We start from the raw sequence: 19,073 nt of genomic DNA, 5'->3' as shown, positions 1-19,073 counted from the left end.
ATGACGAGCCCACCGAACGATGAGGGATCCGCTTGCGTGCGGTTCGCTGGATGGCTGGAAAACCATGGTTTTCATTCGGGCCCAGTCCGACTATCCATAACGATTTTGACCGTGTCAGTCGCACCCTTTGCCGGGGCAGGCGCTATCTCACTCATGATCAGGTCGCTGCGCTCGCAGGCCGTCGGGGAACGCTCCAAGGCAGAGTACGGCTACGACACCCTCGTCCTCACACGCGTCTACTGCGGGCTGCGCTGGGGCGAATCGGCTGGGCGAAATGACGCGGTGACGAAATCAACTTTTTGCAAAGTGTTGCCAGCGGGCCGAATGGCGCGCGCCGCAACGGCGAAACGAAGAAGCCCGGACACCAGTGAATGACTGGTATCCGGGCTGTTGGTGACCCCAGCGGGATTTGAACCCGCGTTACCGCCGTGAGAGGGCGAAAGAAGGCTGAGATTCTTGACCGAGCCCGGCCTGGATCCCAGTGAATTGGCGGAATTTGAGATCTCGATGATTCACCAAGATCGCACCAAACTCATTCATTTTTTGCCATTTTGTTGCCGCTGCGCGTTAGCGCCCTTTGTTGGCGCCTCATGGGCGCGACCACCAGCCGTGGCCCCAGAAATCTCAATTCCCCGGCGGCCCGACAGCTGATGATGGCGCCGTGAGTGACCGGGTCAAGGGCGCTGCGCGTCGCTTCGCGATCCAGCGGAGCTGCACCCTTGACGCGGGCATTCACGGCGCGAGGATGCTTGCGCGGGCAGCGAAGAGCGGACCCACCGACGCGTGATCAGGACGGCCCGGGCCTCACGCTGAGACCCCTATCGGTGCCGGGACTGGCCGGACGAGTGTGATCTCGGCGATCCCGATTCCCGATTGCGGAACCACCTCTAGACACTCGTCGCCGTTCAGGAAGCGCGCCGGTCGTAGGGTGCCGCCCTCCGGGATGAGCTCGCGTACCTCGTCTATCTCCACAAGCCCATTCTCCGAGTCAAAATCGAAAAGCGCGCCCTGACCGGCGACGACAAACTGGTCCGCTCCGGTCCGGATGACGATGCCGAACGGACGCGAGTCGGCGGGAACGGGGATGGCGCCGGGAAGCGTCTCGGACGCCGGCGGCGCGGGCTCAGGGAGTTGCACTCCCACATCGAGCAGCATCCTGGCGAAAAGGGCTGGGCCGTTCCGAACGGTGACGGTGACGTCGCCGAAATCGTGCCTCGCGGACTCCTCGTCCGCGTCGAGGGCGAATCCCCAAACGCCCGCGCTGTCACGCTGGGTGGTGATCAGATCCCACAACGCGAGGAGGCTGCGAGCGGCCCGGAAGAATAACGCGTCGTCGCGGCCGTCCTCCAGCCCGAAGGTGCAGTAGCCGATCGCGTTCAGGGCTCCGACAGCCACGAACAGGTCGCCTGCGGAGAACCGCGACTCGGGAACGAACAGAGGGTTGGAGCGCTGCGCGTAGGCCTCGAGCACGGCGCGGGTGTCGTCGATGTAGATATCCGGCGACAGCCAGTCGAGCGAGGGCGCGGCAGCCTGCCAAAGCCCGAGCATCCGGGCGGTCGGCCCTCCGCTCGGATACTGACCGGGCCGGTCCTGGCCGGCCTGCGGCCCGAGCCATGCGTTGGTGTAGAACGGGACGTGCGTCGCCGGGCGCGCCGACATGGCGAGCCGTTCGACGTATTCGGCGAACGCCCATGCCATGAACGTCTCGTCTATGTCGTCCTCCGACCCGGCGAGCGAGGCCCACGTCACACCCTGAGCAGAGTCAGCGAGAGCAGCGGCAAGGCCGGCGGGCAGGGCTTCAGGCTCCTCGTGCGCCAAAGCGATCAGCGCAGCAGGGACAGGACCCCGCCAGGCTGCCGCGGCCAATTCAGAATGATCCCGGGAAGAGCCGAGCAGCCCGATCTCGTTCTCGATCTGGATCATGATCACCGTGCCTGTGTCGTCGACCATGGCAAGGTGCTCCACAAACGCCGTGAACGCCCGCGCATCCGCCGCGGCGAGTTCCGGCGAGAACACCGAGAGCGCGGGCTTCGCCGTGGCGCCGTCGTAATTGAACGGCGTGGGCAGCGGGTCCCGCTGCGGAATAGTGCGCGGGAATCTGTCGGTGTCGGCCCTGACCCAACTCGGTGCATAGGTCGAGAGCGCGTTCTTGAATGCACCGAACCAAATAGCTCCTAGCCGCAGACCGGCGTCGCGCGCGCACCGGAGCAGCTCGTCCACGATCTCGAATGAGAATTCACCCTCCGCACGCTCCACTTCGGACCAGGCAACGGAGACCAGCACCGTGTTGATTCCCGTGCGTGCGAGCCGACCCCACTCTGTGGCCAGATAGGCGGCGTCCGACGAGCTCGAATTGTGCACCTCTCCACCGATGGCGAGAAAAGGGCGTCCATCGACGACCAACGATGCTGTCATTCCGGCTCCGTCCGTGTGGTCCAATTTCGGTCTACTTTTACACGAAACCGACTTAAGTTGCAGGAGCCAGCCGAACAGGAATGGAGAGTGGAAAACTAAAAAGGCCCGCTTCCCTTGAAAAACAAGGGAAGCGGGCGATGGTGACCCCAGCGGGATTTGAACCCGCGTTACCGCCGTGAGAGGGCGACGTCCTAGGCCGCTAGACGATGGGGCCGTCTTGCAACTAGAAGATCATGCCACAGATGGGATGCGGGTGCCAAAACGAGGGCGGCGTCCCGGGCGCGTCGCGCGGGGGTGTTCGGCAGGATTCACGCGAGGACGCGGAGGGCGCCCGGCGCGACCGTGACGTCGATCGGCAGCGGGCCGATGCGCTCGCCGTCCGCGTAGGCGACGATCCCGTCCGCTTCGATGCGGACAGAAGCGGCGCGAAGCAGGGTGACCTCGGGCAGGTCGGTGTGCTCGCCGCGGAAGACCTTCGGGAACATGCGCAAGAACCGGAGGCGCGACATCCGCTCGACGATGAACAGGTCGAGCATCCCGTCGGAGAGATCCGCGTCGGGGGCGATGCGCATCCCGCCGCCGAGCGAGCGGTTGTTGGCGACCGAGACCAGCATGGCGTCGACCTCGATGAGGCGGCCGTCGGCCTGGATGCGGTAGGGACGCGGGTGGAGGGTCGCGAGCTCCCGGATCAGAGCGACGACGTAGCGGCTGCGGCCGCGCGGGCGCGTCATGAGGTTGGCGCGCTCGTTGACGGTCGCGTCGAATCCGGCCGAGACGACGCAGCCGAACCAGGTGGTCAGCTCGCCGTGGCGGATCGTGCCCGCGTCGATCGTGCGCGGCTCCCGTTGCAGCGCGGCCAGGAGCACGCCGATCGCCGCCTCGGTGTCGTTTACGGGGATGCCGAGGCCGTCCGCGAGGTCGTTGCCGGTTCCACTCGGGACGATGCCGAGGGGCAGTCCGGTCTCGGCCACCAGGTCGATGCCGAGATTCGCCATGCCGTCGCCGCCGACGACGATCAGGGCGTCGGCTCCATCCTGGATCGCCTTGGCGGTCTCGCGGCGCAGCAGCTCGATGTTCGCCTCGTCCATCGCCACCACTCGGTGGCCGGCCGCTCGCAGCCGCTCGACCACGCGCGGGCCGACGTCACGGCGGTGGCCGAAGGAGGCCATCGGGTTGACCGCGACGACCACGGCCCGCGGAGTCACGGTCACAGTGCACGATGATGACACACGCGCCGCCGATACCCCGGCTATGCAGCGCCGACGTCAGAGGCGGAGGCGGCGGAGCAGCTGGGCGTTGAGCGCGACAACGATCGTGGAGACCGACATCAGCGCGGCGCCGAACGCCGGCGACACCAGGATGCCGAGGCCGATGGCTACGCCCGCCGCGAGCGGCAGCGCGATGACGTTGTAGCCGGTGGCCCAGCCGAGGTTCTGCAGCATCTTGCGGTACGTCGCCCGGGACAGCGTGATCACCTTAGCGACGCCGCGCGGGTCGCTCGAGGCGAGCACGACGCCGGCGGACTCGATGGCGACGTCCGTTCCGGCGCCGATGGCGATGCCGACGTCGGCCTGCGCCAGCGCGGGGGCGTCGTTGACGCCGTCACCGACCATCGCCACTCGGGAGCCGTCGGCCTGCAGCTGCGCCACGGTCGCCGACTTGTCGCCCGGCAGCACCTCCGCGAACACCTCGTCGATCCCGAGCTGCGCCGCGACGGACTCCGCCACCGCTCGGGAGTCGCCGGTCAGCATCGCGACGCGGACGCCGGCGTCGCGCAGCGACCGCACCGCCTCCTGCGACTCGGGACGGACGACGTCGGCCAGGGCGATCAGCCCGAGGACGCGGCCGTCGGCGAGCACGTAGACGACCGTGCGGCCCTCGCGTGCGGCCGCGTCGGCGGCCTCGCGCAGCTCGGCGGAGGGCTCGAGCCCGCGCTCGACCAGCAGGCGCGGCGCGCCCACGGTGACGGTCTCGCCCGCGACACTGGCGGACGCACCGCGTCCGCCGAGCGCCTCGAACTCGGCGACGGGCACGACCGTCAGGCCGCGCTCGCGCGCCTGGCGGACGACCGCCGCCGCGATCGGGTGCTCGGCCGGCGCCTCCACGGCCGCGGCGAGCGCCAGCAGCCGGTCGGCGTCGCCGTCGGCCGCGACGACGGAGACGACGCCCTGTCGCCCCTCGGTCAGCGTCCCGGTCTTGTCGAACAGGACGACGTCGATGCGGCGGGCGTCCTCCATGGCGTGCCGGTCGCGGATGAGGAGGCCGTTGCGGGCGCCGAGGGCGGTGGAGATCTGGGCGACCAGCGGGATGGCGAGGCCGAGTGCGTGCGGGCACGCGATGATCAGGACGGTGACGACCCGTTCGAGGATGAACGCGGGGTCGCCCGGCCGGAGGATGGTCCACACGACCAGCGTCACGACGGCGACCGCGAGCGCGACGTAGAACAGCCAGGCGGCCGCCCGGTCGGCGAGGATCTGCGCTCCGGACTTGCTGGCCTGCGCCTCCGAGACGAGCTTCATGATGCCGGCGAGAGCGGTGTCGCCGCCGGTGCGGGTGACGCGGACGACGAGCGACCCGCTGCCGGAGATGCTGCCGGCGACGACCTGCTCCCCCGTCGTGCGCGTGACGGGGGCGGACTCGCCGGTCAACAGGGATTCGTCGATGTCGCTGCGGCCGTCGACGATCTCGCCGTCGGCGGGGACGGCGGCGCCCGGACGGACGCGGACGAGGTCGCCGACGCGGAGCTCGGAGACCGGAACGGTCTGCGGTTCGGCGTGCGGGTTCGCGACGCGCTCCGCGGTGTCCGGGAGCAGCTTCGCCAGCTCGCCCAGCGCGTCCTGTGCGCCCATGACGGCGGACATCTCGATCCAGTGGCCGAGCAGCATGATCAGGATGAGGGTCGCGAGCTCCCACCAGAAGTCCATGCCCGGGAGACCGAGGGTCACCGCGATGCTGTAGCCGAAGGCGACCACGATGGCGAGCGAGATCAGGGTCATCATGCCCGGCTGCTTCGCCTTCAGCTCGTCGACCGCGCCTCGGAGGAAGACGAGGCCTCCGTAGAAGAAGATGGCGACGCCGAAGACGGCGGGGATGTACTGGCTGCCGGGGAAGCGCGGCCCGCTGAGGCCGAGGATCTCCTGCAGCCCCTGGGAGAAGACCAGGGTCGGGATGGTCAGGACGAGCGTGAGCCAGAACTTGCGCTTGAAGATGGCAGGGTCGTGCCCGGCGTGACCCGAGTGGTCGTGGCCGGCGTGACCGGAGTGGTCGTGCCCGGCGTGACCCGAGTGGTCGTGCTCACCGTGGTCGTGGTGCTCGTGGGCGTGGTGCTCATGCGCGTGCTCGTGCTCGGCGACCGGTGCGTGCTGTTCTCTTTCGTCCATAACGCCTCCAACAGTACCCCCTAGGGGTATATTCCTCAACCGTTCCGCGCTTGCGTGCGCATCCCATCCGGTATTTCCTGGGACCCATGAGACTCACGAAGTTCGAACACTCGGGACTCCTCCTCGAAGAGGACGGACGCAAGCTGTTCGTGGACCCGGGCAGCTTCACCTCGCCGCTGACCGACACCGCGAACGCCGTCGCCGTGGTCATCACCCACGAGCACGCCGATCACTGGACGCCGGAGCAGCTGAACCGCGTCCTCGACCTCTCCCCCGGCGTGAAGATCTTCGCGCCGGAGGGCGTCGCCCGCGCGGCCTCCGACTTCGACATCACCGTGGTGAGCGCAGGCGACACCGTCGAGGTCGAGCCCTTCACCCTCCGCTTGTTCGGCGGACGTCACGCCGTCATCCACGAGAGCATCCCGGTGGTGGACAACCTCGGCGTGCTGATCAACGACCAGCTCTACTACGCCGGCGACTCGTTCTTCATCCCGGAGGGCGTCGAGGTCGACGTTCTTGCAGCACCTGCCGGCGCCCCGTGGATGAAGATCTCCGAGACCATGGACTACGTGCTGGCCGTGAAGCCCAAGCGCGCTTTCCCCATCCACGAGATGGTGCTCGCGCGCGCCGGCAAGGACATGGCGAACGCGCGCCTGCAGTGGGCGACCGAACAGGGCGGCGGCACGTTCTACGCGCTCGAGCCCGGCGACTCGCTCGACCTGTGACCGCGACCGGATGAGCGAGCCCCGCGAGCAGGACCGCCCCGCCGTCGTCTGGTTCCGCGACGACCTCCGCATCGCCGACAATCCCGCGCTGCACGCGGCCGCCGAGACCGGCCGGCCCGTGCTGTGCGTGTTCGTCTGGGACGACGAGACGCCCGGGCTGCGGGCGCCCGGCGCCGCGAGCCGGTGGTGGCTCCACCACAGCCTGGCGTCCCTCGCGGACGACCTGGAGAACCTGGGCGCGAGCCTGAGCATCCTGCGCGGACCGTCCGAGCCGACGATCACCGGCCTGCTGCGGGACACCGACGCCGCCGCCGTCTTCTGGAACCGCCGCTACGGCGGCGTCGAGCGCCGCATCGACGAAGCCGTCAAGTCGACGGCTCGCGAGGACGGGCGCGAGGCGACCAGCTTCGGCGCGAACCTGCTCTTCGAGCCGTGGACCATCCGCACGGGCCAGGGCACGGCGTTCTCGGTCTACACGCCGTTCTGGCGCGCGTGCCTGGCGGCCCCGGCACCGCGCAAGCCCGGTCCGGCGCCGCGGAGCCTCCACGGCGCGGCGCTCCCAGGGACCGTCAAGGCGACGACGCTGGACGCCCTCGGCCTGCTGCCGACGCATCCGGACTGGGCCGAGGGCCTGCGCGAGGCGTGGGAGCCCGGCGAGAAGGCTGCGCACCAGCAGCTGAAGAGATTCCTGGCCGACGACCTGGGCGCCTACCGCAAGGAGCGCGACGTCCCCGGCGTGGACGCCACCTCGCGGCTCTCCCCGCGCCTGCGCTGGGGCGAGCTGAGCCCGCACCAGGTCTGGCACGCGACCGAGGAGCGCCGCGACCAAGCGACCGCGCAGGGCGCCGCCACCTTCGCCTCCGAGCTCGGCTGGCGCGAGTTCGCCTACCACACGCTCTTCGAGCACCCCGACATGGCGACCGTGAACATCCATCGCGAGTACGACTCCTTCCCGTGGCCCCGACTGCATCCGTCCGCGCTGAGGGCCTGGCAGAAGGGTCGCACCGGGATCCCCCTTGTGGACGCCGGGATGCGGGAACTGTGGAGAACCGGAGTCATGCACAACCGTGTGCGCATGGTGACCGCGTCGTTCCTGATCAAGAACCTGCTGATCGACTGGCGGCACGGGGAGCAGTGGTTCTGGGACACGCTGGTGGACGCGGATCCGGCCAACAACCCGTTCAACTGGCAGTGGGTCGCCGGCAGCGGCGCGGACGCGGCGCCCTACTTCCGGGTGTTCAACCCCGAGCTGCAGCGCGAGAAGTTCGACGCGCACGGCGACTACGTGCGCCGCTGGGTCCCCGAGTGGGACACGGACGAGTACCCGGAGCCGATCGTCGACCTCAAGGAGACGCGCCAGGCCGCCCTCGCCGCCTACGACGCGGTCAAGCGGTCACGCTGACGGAAGGGTCAGCGCCCGTGCTCGGCCAGGATCTGGTCGACGTCGATGCGCTGCAGCAGGGCGTCCCAGTCCAGCGACCGGGCCTCGTCGGCCGCCTCCTCCTCGGCGAACACCTTGCCGCTCCGCTCGACGACGACGCCGGCGGGCAGCATCCGGTTGAGCTCGGCGAGGATGGCGTCGTCCACCGCTTCGGTGTCGAAGTCGGCGCCGACGCGGGCGATGTAGTCGCCGGAGAGGGTGTAGGAGACGATCCCGGTTTCGATGCGGCTCATGCCCGCATGGTATCCCCTCACCTCGGCGTACAGTGCGGGCCATGAGCGATCGACCGGACGACACCGCAGCCCCCCGCGACGCCGACGAGCTGACCGACGCCGTCAGCGAGCTGGGCGAGACCGACGAGGACCGCCTCGAGGCGGTCCGCGAGCACAACGAGTCCCTCGAGGAGCGCCTGCCGAGCGACGACGACCTGCCCCGCACACACGGGTCCCCGGAACAGGGGTAGCCTCCTCGCTCCGTCCCAGCCTTGGGGACTGGGGCGCCGCCCGAGACCTCCGTATGGTGGCCGGGTGAGTGGACAGCGGATGCGCGACAGGGCCCCCGGAGCGGCCGTGATGGAGCAGGTCGTGCGGCTCCACGCGCAGACCCCGCCCCGCTCGCCGGTCGCGCGGGTCCTGGGGCGCCATCCGCTCAGCGACGACGCGCAGCCGTGGTTCACGGGGCGCTCGGCGAGCGCGAGGTCGGGGCTCTGCTGTCGCGCCTGCCGCAGGGCTGGAGCGCATTCCACGCCGTGCCGGTCGGCTCCGGCGACGCCGACGTCGACCACCTCGTCGTCGGGCCGGGCGGTGTCTTCGTGATCAACACCAAGCACCACCGCGGCGCCGCGCTCACCGTCTACGAGCGGTCTGTCCTCGTGAACGGCGTCAAGCAGCCCTACCTCCGCAACTCCGACCTGGAGGCGTCCCGCGTCCGCGGCCTGCTGCTCCGAGCCGGCATCGAGGCGCCCGTCGAGCCGGTCATCGTCGTCGTCGGCGCCAAGGAGCTGCGGATGCGGCAGAAGCCCGCGCGGGCGGCCGTCCTCCGCTCGGGGGGCCTGCTGCGCTGGCTCTCACGGCGCCCGGCCCGGCTGGATGCGGAGACCGTCGCTCGCGCCGCCTCCCTCTTCGACGACCCCGCCACCTGGCGGCCGGTCGCAGCCCCGGACGACACCCTGGAGCGCTTCGGCGCGATCGAGCGGGAGGTGCGCAGCGCGCAGTGGGTGCGCCTCGGCTGGGGCCTGGCGGCCGCGCTCGGGATGGTCGCGGTGGCGCTGCCGTTCCTGCCGCACTGAGCAGGGCCGAGCCGCAGCGTCTCAGGCTGGGTGCGCCGTCGTCCGCATGGTGAGGCCCAGCGCGCCCTCCGCCTCCGACAGCTCGAGGCCGACCGTGACGGACGCGAGCTCGGACAGCGAACGCAGGTGCGTGCCACCGCACGGGATCTCGACCACGCCGTCGGGCAGCTCGGCTCGCCAGCGGCGGCGCTCCCCCAGCCCGTGGCCGTACCCGTCGCGGACGATGGCAATCGGCGCACCGGCCGTCACCCATCCCGCCAGCGTCCCGTCGATCGTCCCGGAGACGTCCTCGATCCGCCGGGCGAGCTCGGCCGCGGCGAAGCCCTTCTTCCGCAGGCTCTTGCCGATCCGGTACTCGTCGAGCGACCCGTCGGGCAGGATGCGGGAGGTCGTGATGGCGAGCTGGTCGAAGTTCGGACGGCCGCGTCCATCCTCCGGCGCGTCCTTCGTCCACAGCGGGGCGAGGGCGTCGTTCAGGGCGAGCGAGGCCAGGTGGCAGGCGGTGTGCCCGGCGGAGAGCGACCGCCGTCGCGCGGCGTCGACGGTCACCGTCGCCGTCGCGCCGGGCTCGAGCCCGGACGCGTCCTCGACCAGGTGGCAGACGACGAACGCCCAGCCCTCGGTGCCGGTGCGCACCGGCGCGTTCCCGACGTACAGCGCGGTTCCGTCGGTGGCGCCGACCACCGCGTCGACGATCTCGTACGTGCGCCCGTCGACCGAGAGCGACCCGGCGTCGGCCGGCTGGTCGGGCCAGACCGGGTCGACCGGGTGGAACGCCGTCCGGTCCAGCACGACGGCGGTGCGGCCGTCCTCCAGCGGCTCCACGTGGAGCACAGTGCCTGTCGAGGTGAGGTCGCCGTCGGGGTAGGTGACGACGGTGTCGGTGGCGGGGTACGTCATCCACCCAGCCTAGAGTCGCGCGCGAGTGGCGGAGCGCCGCCCCGGTACGGCAGCATGGCGGCATGGCGAACACCGGCGACCAGCCCTGGCAGCGCGTCCCCATCGATCCGCAGAGCGTCGACGCGCCCCTGTCGCGCGCAGCGGTCTTCCTCGTGGTCACGGTCGGCGACTCCGACGAGGCCCTGGCCACCGTGAAGGATGTGCTCAGCGGCATCACCGACCAGGTCAAGACGGTCGGCTTCCGCGACCTCGGCGCGCGACTGTCGTGCAACGTCGGCATCGGCGCCGCCCTGTGGTCGCGCCTCACCGACGTGGCGCCGCCGCGGGAGCTGCACCCGTTCCGCGAGATCGCGGGCCCGGTGCACACGGCCGCCTCGACGCCCGGCGACCTGCTGTTCCACATCCGGGCCGAGCGTGCGGACTTCACGTTCGAGCTGGAACGACAGCTGCTCGACGCGCTCGGCGACGCGGTGGAGGTCGTGGACGAGGTGACCGGGTTCCGCTACTTCGACGCTCGCGACCTGCTCGGCTTCGTCGACGGCACCGCCAACCCGGCCGGAGGCGACATGACGGAGGCGACGACCGTCGGGGACGAGGACCCGGAGCACGCCGGCGGCAGCTACGTCGTGATCCAGAAGTACCTGCACGACCTGTCGAAGTGGGGCAAACTCCCCGTGCCCTCGCAGGAGGGCGTGATCGGCCGCACCAAGGTCGAGAACATCGAGCTGCCGGATGCGGAGCACGGCCAGAAGTCGCACAAGACGCTCGCGACGATCGTGGACGAGGCGGGCGTCGAGCACGACATCCTGCGCGACAACATGCCTTTCGGTCGCCCGGGCCACGGCGAGTTCGGGACGTACTTCATCGGCTATTCGCGCGCGCTCTGGGTGATCGAGCGGATGCTGGAGCGGATGTTCGTCGGCGACCCGGTCGGCAGCTACGACCGCATCCTGGACTTCTCGACGGCGGTGACCGGGGTCACGTTCTTCGCACCGACGAGGACGTTCCTGGAGTCGCTCGGCGACTGAGACCTCCGCCGCACCTGCCCGACGGCGATGCCGGCCAGCACGATCGCCAGCCCGGCGAGCTGACGGCCGCTGAGCTCCTCCCCCGCCACGACCGCGCCGAGGACGACGCCGGTGACGGGGTTGAGCAGCCCGATGAGGCCGACGGTGCCCGCGGGCAGGTGGCGCAGCCCCGCGAACCAGGCGACGAACGCCAGCGCCGTCGCGACGACGGTCACGTAGGCGAAACCCACCAGCGCCGGACCGTCGAGCGCCGGAGGCGGCCCCTCGACGACGAGCGCGGCCGGGAGGACGAGCACACCGCCGGCCAGCAGCTGCCAGGCGGTGGAGGCGACGAGGTCGACGCCGCCCCAGCGGGTCGCCAGCGCGTAGCCGGTCGCCGAGCCGGCGAGAGCGAGGAGCGCCAGCAGGATGCCCACCGGGTCGACCGGCCCGTCGCCGCCGAACAGCATCAGGCCCACGCCGGCGACGCCCGCCACGCCGCCCACCAGCGCCACCGCGCGCGCCCGCTGGCCCAGCACGATCCGCGCCGCGGCCATCAGCGCCAGCGGCGAGGCGGCCATCACCGTCGCGGCCACGCCGGACGGCAGCCGCTGGGCCACCGCATAGACGAGGGCGAAGAAGCCCCCGGTGTTGAGGACGCCGAGGATCGCCGCCCGCCACCACCACGCCCCGTGCGGCCGCCGACGCGCGATCAGGAGCAGGATCAGCCCCGCGGGCAGGGCGCGGATCACGGCGCCCCACAACGGCTCGGCCGGGAGCACGGCACGGGTGACGACATACGTGGAGCCCCAGGCGACCGGCGCGATCGCCGTCACGAGCATCCATCGCCAGGATGCACGAAGCGATGTATCTTCCATGGAAGTTAGTTTAGCTTCCATGGAAGGTATTGTGAAGGCTATGGAACGCGAACCGGACGCCGTCGACGCCATCCAGGCCGAGTGGAGGCGCGAGCGGCCCGAACTCGACGTCTCGCCCCAGGGAGTGATCGGCCGCCTGCACCGCGTCGCCGCCCGGCTGACCGACGAGCTCACCGCCGTCTACGACCGGCACGGGCTCGCCGAGGGCGACTTCGACGTGCTCGCCACCCTGCGGCGCGCCGGCGCCCCGTTCGAGCGCACCCCGGCGAGCTGGCCGAGCACACCATGATCACCACCGGCGGGATGTCGAAGCGCATCGACCGCCTCGAGCGGGCGAGCCTGGTCACGCGGCGTGCCTCCGAGACCGACGGGCGCGGCCGCGTGGTGGCCCTGACCGAGCGCGGCCGCGAGACGATCGACGCCGCCTTCACCGAGCACATGGCGAACGAGCGCCGGCTGGTCGACGAGCTGGACCCCCGCGACGCGGCCGAACTCGAGCGCATCCTCACCGTCTGGCTGGACCGGCTCGGCGCGTAACACAGCGCAAGGAAGTTGCCCCTCGCGCGCGCGTGCGAGAGCCTGACAGGACCCCCTGCCCCGCACCGTGCATCCACCCGGAGGATCCATGTCCCGCTCGCGCCGCATCCTGGCCGTCGCCGCCGCCGTCACCGCCACCGCGCTCGCCCTCGCGGGCTGCTCCGCGGGATCCGCCGGGAGCGGCTCTTCGTCCAGCGGCGACGGCTACGTCACCGCCGGCAAGCTCACCATCGGCACCGCCGAGCCGGCGTACTCGCCGTGGGTGCTCGACGACAAGCCGCAATCCGGAAAGGGCTTCGAGGCCGCCGTCGCGTACGCCGTCGCCGACAAGCTGGGCTTCACGAAGGGCGACGTCACCTGGGTGCGCACCACCTTCGACCAGGCGATCGCCCCCGGACCGAAGACCTTCGACTTCAACCTGCAGCAGTTCTCGATCACCGACGAGCGCAAGAAAGCCGTCGACTTCTCGTCGCCGTACTACGAGACCAGCCAGGTCGTCGTGACCACGGCCGGATCGCCCGCCGCGAAGGCCTCCTCGATCGCCGACCTCAAGAAGCTCACCATCGGCGCCCAGACCGCGACGACCAGCTTCGACGCGGCCGAGAAGCAGATCGCCCCGACCGGCGGCGTGCAGGCCTTCAACACCAACGACGACGCGAAGCTCGCGCTCGAGAACAAGCAGGTGGACGCCATCGTCGTCGACCTCCCGACCGCCTTCTACCTGCGCGACGCGGAGCTCAAGGACGGCAAGATCGTGGGCCAGCTGCCCAAGGTCGACGGCCAGCAGGGTGACCAGTTCGGCCTCGTGCTCGCCAAGGACAGCCCGCTGACGAAGAAGGTGACCGAGGCGGTCGACGCCCTCCGCACCGACGGCACGCTCGACAAGCTCGCCACGCAGTGGCTCGCCGCCGACGGCGACGCGCCCGTCCTGAAGTAGCCTTCGACGGTGAGCACCACCACGTCCACCCCTCCCGCGTCGACCGGCTCTCCTCCGCCCAGCGCGGTGGAGCTCGACCGCCGGCTCTACCGCAAGCGTCAGACCACGCGCTCGGTGCTGATCAGCCTGGCCAGCACCCTGGTGGTCGCGGTCCTGGCCTGGGTGTTCGTGATCAATACGCCCGGGTGGGCGCGGGTGCAGCAGACGTTCTTCGACCCCGCGGTCGCCGTCGAGGCGTGGCCGCGTGTCTTCGACGGGCTGCTGCTCAACATCCGGGTGCTCATCGTCGCCGCGATCGGCGTGCTGATCGTCAGCATCCTGCTCGCCACCGCGCGCACACTGCGCGGGCCCATCTTCTTCCCGCTGCGGGCGCTGGCCGCCGGGTACACGGACCTGTTCCGCGGGATGCCGCTGATCATCGTCCTCTACCTCGTGGGCTTCGGCCTGCCCGGGCTGGGCGTCTTCCCGCGCATGCCACCGGAGTTCTGGGGCACTATCGCGCTCATCCTGGTCTACTCGGCGTACGTCTCGGAGGTGTTCCGGGCGGGCATCGAGGCCGTGCACCCCTCGCAGCGGCTCGCCGCCCGCGGGCTCGGGCTGTCGCACTCGCAGACACTGCGGCTCGTGATCCTGCCCCAGGCTGTCCGCAAGGTGACCCCTGCCCTGATGAACGACTTCGTCGCGATGCAGAAGGACGTCGGCCTGATCTCGGTGCTCGGAGCGGTGGATGCGGTGCGCGCCGCCCAGATCGAGACCGCGGCGACGTACAACTTCACCCCGTACGTCTTGGCGGGGCTGCTGTTCGTCCTGCTCGCGCTCCCGATGATCCGGCTGACGGACTGGTACGCGGCGCGCATCCGCCGCCGCGAGCAGATCGGGAGCATCGTATGAGCGGGCCGGTCCTGCGCCTGCGCGGCGTGCGCAAGCGCTTCGGGGACGTGGAGGTGCTCCGCGGCATCGATCTCGACGTGCACCAGCACGAGGTGGTCGCCCTCATCGGGTCGAGCGGCTCGGGCAAGTCGACGCTGCTGCGCACCGTCAATCTCCTGGAGCAGCTCGACGACGGGCAGATCTTTCTCGGCCAGCAGGACATCAGTGACCCGCGCGTCGACGCGGACGCGGTCCGCGGGCGGATCGGCGTCGTCTTCCAGCACTACAACCTCTTCCCGCACCTGTCGGTGCTCGACAACGTGACGCTCGCCTCCCGCCGCGTGCACCGCCTCCCGAAGGCGGAGGCCGAGCGGAAGGCGCTCGCCCTGCTCGACGGGATCGGCCTGGGCGACAAGGCCAAGGACTTCCCCGACCGGCTCTCCGGCGGCCAGCAGCAACGCGCGGCGATCGTCCGCGCGATCGCGACCGACCCCGAGCTGCTGCTGCTCGACGAGGTGACCAGCGCCCTCGACCCGGAGCTCGTCGGAGAGGTGCTCGAGCTCATCCGCTCGCTCAAGGCGTCCGGCACCACGATCGTCATGGCGACCCACGAGATGGCCTTCGCTCGCGACGTCGCCGACCGCGTCGTGTTCCTCGACGCGGGCGTCATCGCCGAGCAGGGGCCGCCCGCGCAGCTGTTCGGCGCACCGCAGGAGGACCGCACGCGCGCCTTCCTCGCCCGCTTCGCCGAGCCGATCGCGTAACGCGGCGAAGGGTGACGCAACAGGTCGTCATCTTCATGGCGACGGGTTGCCCCGGCGCGATACAAACAGTCGATCATGTCGCGCATCTTCACGAGCACGTTCAACCCCGGCCGCGCCCGCTGGGAGCTGGTCGTCAGCCCCCAGGGCGATGTCTACGCGTTCCCGCTGACCCTGCCCATCGCGCAGCGGCAGGCGCGCGGCGGCCACAAGCGGTACCTCGTCGGCCGGGTGACGAAGGGGTCGGAGACCTGGGTCGCAGCGGGACCGTCGGGTCTCGTCTACGGGACGACGTTCCCGTCGCTGCCGTCGGCGCTCGAAGCGATCGCGGCCGAGGTCGATCTGTCGCCCGTGCCGTAGCCGTCAGGCGGACTTGAGCAGCGCGTCCTCGAGAGCGACCCAGGGCAGCATCGCGCATTTGACGCGCGTGACGTACTTCGAGACGCCCGCCAAAGCGACCGCGTCGCCCAGCAGCTCCTCGTCCCCCTCCAGGGCGCCCTTCGAGTGCATCAGCTCGCGGAAGGCGGCGATGGATGCGGCCAGCTCCTCCCGGTCGACCTCGTGCACCAGATCGCTCAGCAGCGAGGCGGAGGCGGTCGAGATGGAGCAGCCGTGCCCCTCCCAACCGATCGAGCGGATGCGCCCGTCGGCGTCGGTGCGGACTCCGACCGTCACCTCGTCGCCGCAGGTCGGGTTGAACTGGTGCGAGCTCGCCGCCTCGTCGCCGACGATCCCGTAGCCGTGCTTCTCTCGCGCATGGTCGAGGATCACCTGCTGGTACAGGTTCTGCAGGTCGCTCATCGGACGCCTCCCGCCACGCCGAAGAAGACGCGGGCGTCGGCGATCGCCTCGACCGCCGCATCCACCTCGTCGGCCGTGTTGTAGAGGTAGGTGCTGACACGCGTGCTCGCCGTCGCGCCGAAGCGGCGGTGGACCGGCTGCGCGCAGTGATGGCCGACGCGCACCGCGATACCGCGGTCGTCGAGGAACTGGCCGACGTCGTGCGCGTGGATTCCGTCCACGACGACGCTCGCCAGCCCGACCCGCGGCACACCCGCGCCCGGACCCAGGATGCGGACCCCCTCGATCTCGGAGAGCCCGGCGAGGAGCCGCTCGCCCAACGCCTCCTCGTGCGCCTCGATCGCCGGCATCCCGACGCCCTCGAGGTAGTCGACGGCGGCGGCCAGCGCGACCGCCTGCGACACGCGCTGCGTGCCCGCCTCGAAACGCTGCGGCGCGGGCAGGTACTCGGCGCCTTCGAGGGTCACCTGGGTGATCATCGAGCCGCCGGTGAGGAACGGCGGGAGGGCGTTCAACAGCTCGCTGCGGCCGTAGAGCGCGCCGACTCCGGTCGGGCCGAGCATCTTGTGGCCCGAGAACACAGCGAAGTCGACGTCGAGCGCCGGGAAGTCCACGGCGAGATGCGGCACGGACTGGCACGCGTCGAGGACGACGAGCGCGCCCTGCGCGTGAGCCAGCTCGACGAGCTCGGCGACCGGGTTGATGCCGCCGAGGACGTTGGAGACGTGGGCGAAGGCGACGACCTTGGCGCGCGGGCCGATCAGCTCGGCGGCCTGGTCGAGGCGCAGCATGCCGTCGTCGCTGAGTCCGATGACGCGGAGGGTGGCGCCGGTGCGCGCGGCGAGCTCCTGCCACGGGACGAGGTTGGCGTGGTGCTCGGCCTCCGTGACGACGATCTCGTCGCTCGCGCCGAGGCGGAAGCGCTCGGCGGCGGCTCCGCCGCGGCCGAGGGAGGCGTTCGACATCCCGTAGGCGAGCAGGTTGATGCCCTCGGTGGCGTTCGAGGTCCACACCAGCTCCTCCGGCTGCGCGCCGACGAAACCGGCGACGCGGGCGCGGGCGTCCTCGAACAGCTCCGTGGCCTCACCCGCGACGGTGTGCGCGCCGCGGTGCACGGCCGAGGTGTAGCGCTCGGCGAAGGCGCGTTCCGCATCCAGGACCTGGCGCGGTTTCTGCGACGTGGCGCCGGAGTCGAGGTAGACGAAGGGATGCCCGTTCACCTCGCGGGAGAGGATCGGGAAGTCCGCGCGGAGGGCGGCCGTGTCGAGGGTTTCGGTGCGCATACGGGCCACAACGTTACCGGGGTCCGCTTCAATCCCGCTGTGCGTTGCACGCATCCGTGCTCATCCGCGCGCTTGGCGTCGATGCCGCAGGGTGGCTAGGCTGCACCCGGCCCCCGTACGGGGGTGGAATCCGACGACCCGATGGCGAAGGTGCGGTCCATGGCGAACTCTCTCCCCACTCCCTCCCGGCTCCGGCGCGCGCTCGTCGCGGGCGCCGGCGCTCTGGCCCTGGCGCTCGGCGTCGGACTCGCGGATGCGCCCGCGGCGCTGGCCTGGGATCCCGGCCACGGCGGCGGCCACGGCGATACGGCGCTCGCGCCGCGGACGTCGTTCACCATGGCGCCCGACGGCTCGAGTGGCGCAACCGCCGGCGGTGAGGGCATCCCGAACATCGACTCGGTGAAGAAGACGATCGCCACCTACTACGGCGACCCCGGAACCGGGATCGCGAATAAGACCGACTCGCCCTACATCCGCGAGCTCGCCGGCATCCTCGCCCGGGAGAGGGCCCAGCTGCAGGCCGGCTACGACCGCGCGGTGAAGCACGGGCAGAAGCCGGCGATCGTGTTCGACGCCGACGACACCACGCTGTGGACGTACGACATGGAAGTCGCGGACATGCACTTCACCTTCGACCCGAAGGAGCAGGACGTCTGGGTCCAGGACCAGCGCTTCCCCGCGACTCCGGGCATGGTCGACTTCGTCAACCAGGCCGCCGCCATCGGCTACACCGTGTTCGGCCTGACCGGCCGGAACGACGACCAGAAGGCCGCGACCCTCGGCAACCTGACGAAGGATGGGTACACCGCCTTCACCGCCGACCGCTTCTACACGAAGTGGACGGGCGTCGGCGCATCGCAGCAGCCGTCGTACGTCACGTGCGCGACGGCGAAGTGCACCACGGTCGAGTACAAGGCGCTGACGCGGAAGCACATCCAGGACCTCGGGTACACGATCACCCTCAACGTGGGCGACCAGTGGTCCGACCTGCAGGGCGGCTACGCCCAGGAGGCGCTGAAGCTGCCGAACCCGACGTACTACCTGCCCTCGCCGGACCTCCCCGGCGTCAACGAGCCGCAGCTGTCGCCGCGCACCCGCTTCACCATGGCGCCGGACGGCTCCAGCGGCGCGACGCAGGGCGGTGAGGGCATCCCGAACATCGACTCCGTGAAGAAGACCATCGCGACCTACTACGGCGACCCCGGGACGGGCATCGCCGACAAGACCGACTCCCCGTACATCCGCGAGCTGCGTTCCATCGTCCAGCGTCAGGCGCCCGTGGTCGCCGCGCAGTGCTTCGTCGAGAAGAAGCTGCACAAGAATCCGGCGATCGTCCTCGACACCGACGACACCACGCTGTGGACGTACGACATGGAGGTCTCCGACATGCACTTCACGTTCGACCCTGTCGAGCAGAACGTGTGGGTGCAGGAGCAGCGCTTCCCGGCCACGCCGCACATGACCACGCTCGCCGCGGTCGCCCAGAAGGCCGGCTGCACGCTCATCGGGCTGACCGGGCGCAACGACGACCAGAAGGCCGCCACCCTGGGCAACCTTGCGAAGGTCGGCTACACCGGCTTCACCGCGCAGAACTTCTACACGAAGTGGACGGGCGTCGGCGCCTCCCAGCAGCCGGCGTACATCCACTGCGCGACGGCGAAGTGCACGACGATCGAGTACAAGTCGCAGACGCGGGCCCACATCGAGTCGGCCGCGGGCGGGAAGTACGACATCGTCGCGAATTTCGGCGACCAGTACAGCGACCTGATCGGCGGCTCCGCCGACCGGACCGTGAAGCTGCCGAACCCGACGTACTACCTGCCGTGACGGGTCCGCTCGGCCGTGCCCCG

At 70.5% G+C, this 19,073-nt stretch carries 17 protein-coding genes, 1 tRNA gene and 2 pseudogenes; 11 read left to right on the top strand and 9 right to left on the bottom strand.

The features are described 5' to 3' along the window. Nucleotides 1–804: 804 nt before the first annotated feature. The 4 genes from A0130_00740 to A0130_00725 all read right to left on the bottom strand — a co-directional run bounded on the left by A0130_00740 (nucleotide 805) and on the right by A0130_00725 (nucleotide 5,795). Nucleotides 805–2,361: a hypothetical protein gene (locus A0130_00740; GenBank protein ID ANF30403.1), complete on the bottom strand. Its 1,557-nt coding sequence runs from the start codon at nucleotides 2,359–2,361 to the stop codon at nucleotides 805–807. 192 nt (nucleotides 2,362–2,553) lie between these two features. Beyond that, nucleotides 2,554–2,629: transfer RNA gene (locus A0130_00735), tRNA-Glu, on the bottom strand. 94 nt (nucleotides 2,630–2,723) lie between these two features. Next, entirely contained in the window at nucleotides 2,724–3,626 is a 903-nt protein-coding gene (locus tag A0130_00730) for a diacylglycerol kinase (GenBank protein ID ANF30402.1), read from the bottom strand. A 54-nt stretch (nucleotides 3,627–3,680) separates the two neighbouring features. Next, a complete protein-coding gene (locus tag A0130_00725; GenBank protein ID ANF30401.1) occupies nucleotides 3,681–5,795 on the bottom strand; it encodes an ATPase P in 2,115 nt (704 codons plus the stop codon). Nucleotides 5,796–5,881: 86 nt separating this feature from the next. On the opposite strand from A0130_00725, the gene A0130_00720 reads away from it, so the two are divergent. Both A0130_00720 and A0130_00715 read left to right on the top strand, forming a co-directional pair. Then, nucleotides 5,882–6,520: an MBL fold metallo-hydrolase gene (locus A0130_00720; protein ID ANF30400.1), complete on the top strand. Its 639-nt coding sequence runs from the start codon at nucleotides 5,882–5,884 to the stop codon at nucleotides 6,518–6,520. Nucleotides 6,521–6,530: 10 nt separating this feature from the next. Further along, the gene (locus A0130_00715; protein ANF30399.1) at nucleotides 6,531–7,922 is read left to right on the top strand and encodes a deoxyribodipyrimidine photolyase; all 1,392 of its coding nucleotides are present in this window, start codon (nucleotides 6,531–6,533) and stop codon (nucleotides 7,920–7,922) included. A gap of 8 nt (nucleotides 7,923–7,930) precedes the next feature. On the opposite strand, the gene A0130_00710 is transcribed toward A0130_00715, so the two are convergent. Continuing rightward, the gene (locus tag A0130_00710) at nucleotides 7,931–8,194 is read right to left on the bottom strand and encodes a hypothetical protein (protein ANF30398.1); all 264 of its coding nucleotides are present in this window, start codon (nucleotides 8,192–8,194) and stop codon (nucleotides 7,931–7,933) included. 41 nt (nucleotides 8,195–8,235) lie between these two features. Here A0130_00710 and A0130_00705 point away from each other — a divergent pair, with 41 nt between their 5' ends. Further along, the gene (locus tag A0130_00705; protein ANF30397.1) at nucleotides 8,236–8,424 is read left to right on the top strand and encodes a hypothetical protein; all 189 of its coding nucleotides are present in this window, start codon (nucleotides 8,236–8,238) and stop codon (nucleotides 8,422–8,424) included. Nucleotides 8,425–8,503: 79 nt separating this feature from the next. Continuing rightward, nucleotides 8,504–9,249: pseudogene (locus tag A0130_00700) on the top strand (hypothetical protein). Between the two features lie 21 nt (nucleotides 9,250–9,270). Here the strand turns inward: A0130_00700 and A0130_00695 are convergent. Continuing rightward, the gene (locus tag A0130_00695; protein ANF30396.1) at nucleotides 9,271–10,149 is read right to left on the bottom strand and encodes a metal-dependent hydrolase; all 879 of its coding nucleotides are present in this window, start codon (nucleotides 10,147–10,149) and stop codon (nucleotides 9,271–9,273) included. Nucleotides 10,150–10,211: 62 nt separating this feature from the next. Here A0130_00695 and A0130_00690 point away from each other — a divergent pair, with 62 nt between their 5' ends. Continuing rightward, a complete protein-coding gene (locus tag A0130_00690) occupies nucleotides 10,212–11,177 on the top strand; it encodes a peroxidase (GenBank protein ANF30395.1) in 966 nt (321 codons plus the stop codon). On the opposite strand, the gene A0130_00685 is transcribed toward A0130_00690, so the two are convergent. Further along, nucleotides 11,087–11,998 (bottom strand): ABC transporter permease, encoded by a 912-nt coding sequence (locus A0130_00685; protein ID ANF30394.1) that lies wholly within the window; start codon nucleotides 11,996–11,998, stop codon nucleotides 11,087–11,089. The genes A0130_00690 and A0130_00685 overlap by 91 nt on opposite strands. A gap of 76 nt (nucleotides 11,999–12,074) precedes the next feature. On the opposite strand from A0130_00685, the pseudogene A0130_00680 reads away from it, so the two are divergent. From A0130_00680 to A0130_00660, 5 genes and pseudogenes are all read left to right on the top strand, one after another. After that, a pseudogene (locus tag A0130_00680) lies at nucleotides 12,075–12,571 on the top strand (transcriptional regulator). Between the two features lie 88 nt (nucleotides 12,572–12,659). Then, nucleotides 12,660–13,508 (top strand): ABC transporter substrate-binding protein, encoded by an 849-nt coding sequence (locus A0130_00675; GenBank protein ID ANF30393.1) that lies wholly within the window; start codon nucleotides 12,660–12,662, stop codon nucleotides 13,506–13,508. 9 nt (nucleotides 13,509–13,517) lie between these two features. Next, entirely contained in the window at nucleotides 13,518–14,399 is an 882-nt protein-coding gene (locus A0130_00670; GenBank protein ID ANF30392.1) for an ABC transporter permease, read from the top strand. Then, complete coding sequence (locus A0130_00665) at nucleotides 14,396–15,142, top strand: peptide ABC transporter ATP-binding protein (protein ANF30391.1); 747 nt, start codon at nucleotides 14,396–14,398, stop codon at nucleotides 15,140–15,142. Before A0130_00670 ends, A0130_00665 begins: the two co-directional genes overlap by 4 nt. 75 nt (nucleotides 15,143–15,217) lie before the next feature. Beyond that, nucleotides 15,218–15,499 carry a hypothetical protein gene (locus A0130_00660; protein ID ANF30390.1) on the top strand — a complete coding sequence of 94 codons (282 nt, stop codon included), beginning with the start codon at nucleotides 15,218–15,220 and terminating at the stop codon, nucleotides 15,497–15,499. Nucleotides 15,500–15,502: 3 nt separating this feature from the next. Here A0130_00660 and A0130_00655 read toward each other — a convergent pair whose 3' ends face one another. Next, the gene (locus tag A0130_00655; GenBank protein ANF30389.1) at nucleotides 15,503–15,940 is read right to left on the bottom strand and encodes an iron-sulfur cluster assembly scaffold protein; all 438 of its coding nucleotides are present in this window, start codon (nucleotides 15,938–15,940) and stop codon (nucleotides 15,503–15,505) included. Continuing rightward, nucleotides 15,937–17,223 (bottom strand): cysteine desulfurase, encoded by a 1,287-nt coding sequence (locus A0130_00650; protein ID ANF30388.1) that lies wholly within the window; start codon nucleotides 17,221–17,223, stop codon nucleotides 15,937–15,939. The genes A0130_00655 and A0130_00650 overlap by 4 nt, the downstream gene beginning before the upstream one ends. Nucleotides 17,224–17,382: 159 nt before the next feature. Between A0130_00650 and A0130_00645 the strand changes: the two genes are divergently transcribed. Then, on the top strand, nucleotides 17,383–19,050 hold the full coding sequence (locus A0130_00645) for a hypothetical protein (GenBank protein ANF33234.1): 1,668 nt from the start codon (nucleotides 17,383–17,385) through the stop codon (nucleotides 19,048–19,050). Nucleotides 19,051–19,073: the final 23 nt, after the last annotated feature.

Origin of the sequence: Leifsonia xyli (assembly GCA_001647635.1) — a bacterium.
Taxonomy (GTDB): Bacteria; Actinomycetota; Actinomycetes; order Actinomycetales; family Microbacteriaceae; genus Leifsonia; species Leifsonia xyli_A.
The sequence above is the reverse complement of the archived record's forward strand: the minus strand, read 5'-3'. Positions and strand labels throughout refer to the sequence as shown.

What these genes read in the sequence shown, in the direction of transcription:
- A0130_00725 (ANF30401.1), bottom strand. Translation starts at nt 5,795, where the DNA reads ATGGACGAAAGAGAACAGCACGCACCGGTCGCCGAGCACGAGCACGCG.
- A0130_00720 (ANF30400.1), top strand. Translation starts at nt 5,882, where the DNA reads ATGAGACTCACGAAGTTCGAACACTCGGGACTCCTCCTCGAAGAGGAC.
- A0130_00715 (ANF30399.1), top strand. Translation starts at nt 6,531, where the DNA reads ATGAGCGAGCCCCGCGAGCAGGACCGCCCCGCCGTCGTCTGGTTCCGC.
- A0130_00710 (ANF30398.1), bottom strand. Translation starts at nt 8,194, where the DNA reads ATGAGCCGCATCGAAACCGGGATCGTCTCCTACACCCTCTCCGGCGAC.
- A0130_00705 (ANF30397.1), top strand. Translation starts at nt 8,236, where the DNA reads ATGAGCGATCGACCGGACGACACCGCAGCCCCCCGCGACGCCGACGAG.
- A0130_00695 (ANF30396.1), bottom strand. Translation starts at nt 10,149, where the DNA reads ATGACGTACCCCGCCACCGACACCGTCGTCACCTACCCCGACGGCGAC.
- A0130_00690 (ANF30395.1), top strand. Translation starts at nt 10,212, where the DNA reads ATGGCGAACACCGGCGACCAGCCCTGGCAGCGCGTCCCCATCGATCCG.
- A0130_00685 (ANF30394.1), bottom strand. Translation starts at nt 11,998, where the DNA reads ATGCTCGTGACGGCGATCGCGCCGGTCGCCTGGGGCTCCACGTATGTC.
- A0130_00675 (ANF30393.1), top strand. Translation starts at nt 12,660, where the DNA reads ATGTCCCGCTCGCGCCGCATCCTGGCCGTCGCCGCCGCCGTCACCGCC.
- A0130_00665 (ANF30391.1), top strand. Translation starts at nt 14,396, where the DNA reads ATGAGCGGGCCGGTCCTGCGCCTGCGCGGCGTGCGCAAGCGCTTCGGG.
- A0130_00660 (ANF30390.1), top strand. Translation starts at nt 15,218, where the DNA reads ATGTCGCGCATCTTCACGAGCACGTTCAACCCCGGCCGCGCCCGCTGG.
- A0130_00655 (ANF30389.1), bottom strand. Translation starts at nt 15,940, where the DNA reads ATGAGCGACCTGCAGAACCTGTACCAGCAGGTGATCCTCGACCATGCG.
- A0130_00650 (ANF30388.1), bottom strand. Translation starts at nt 17,223, where the DNA reads ATGCGCACCGAAACCCTCGACACGGCCGCCCTCCGCGCGGACTTCCCG.
- A0130_00645 (ANF33234.1), top strand. Translation starts at nt 17,383, where the DNA reads ATGGCGAACTCTCTCCCCACTCCCTCCCGGCTCCGGCGCGCGCTCGTC.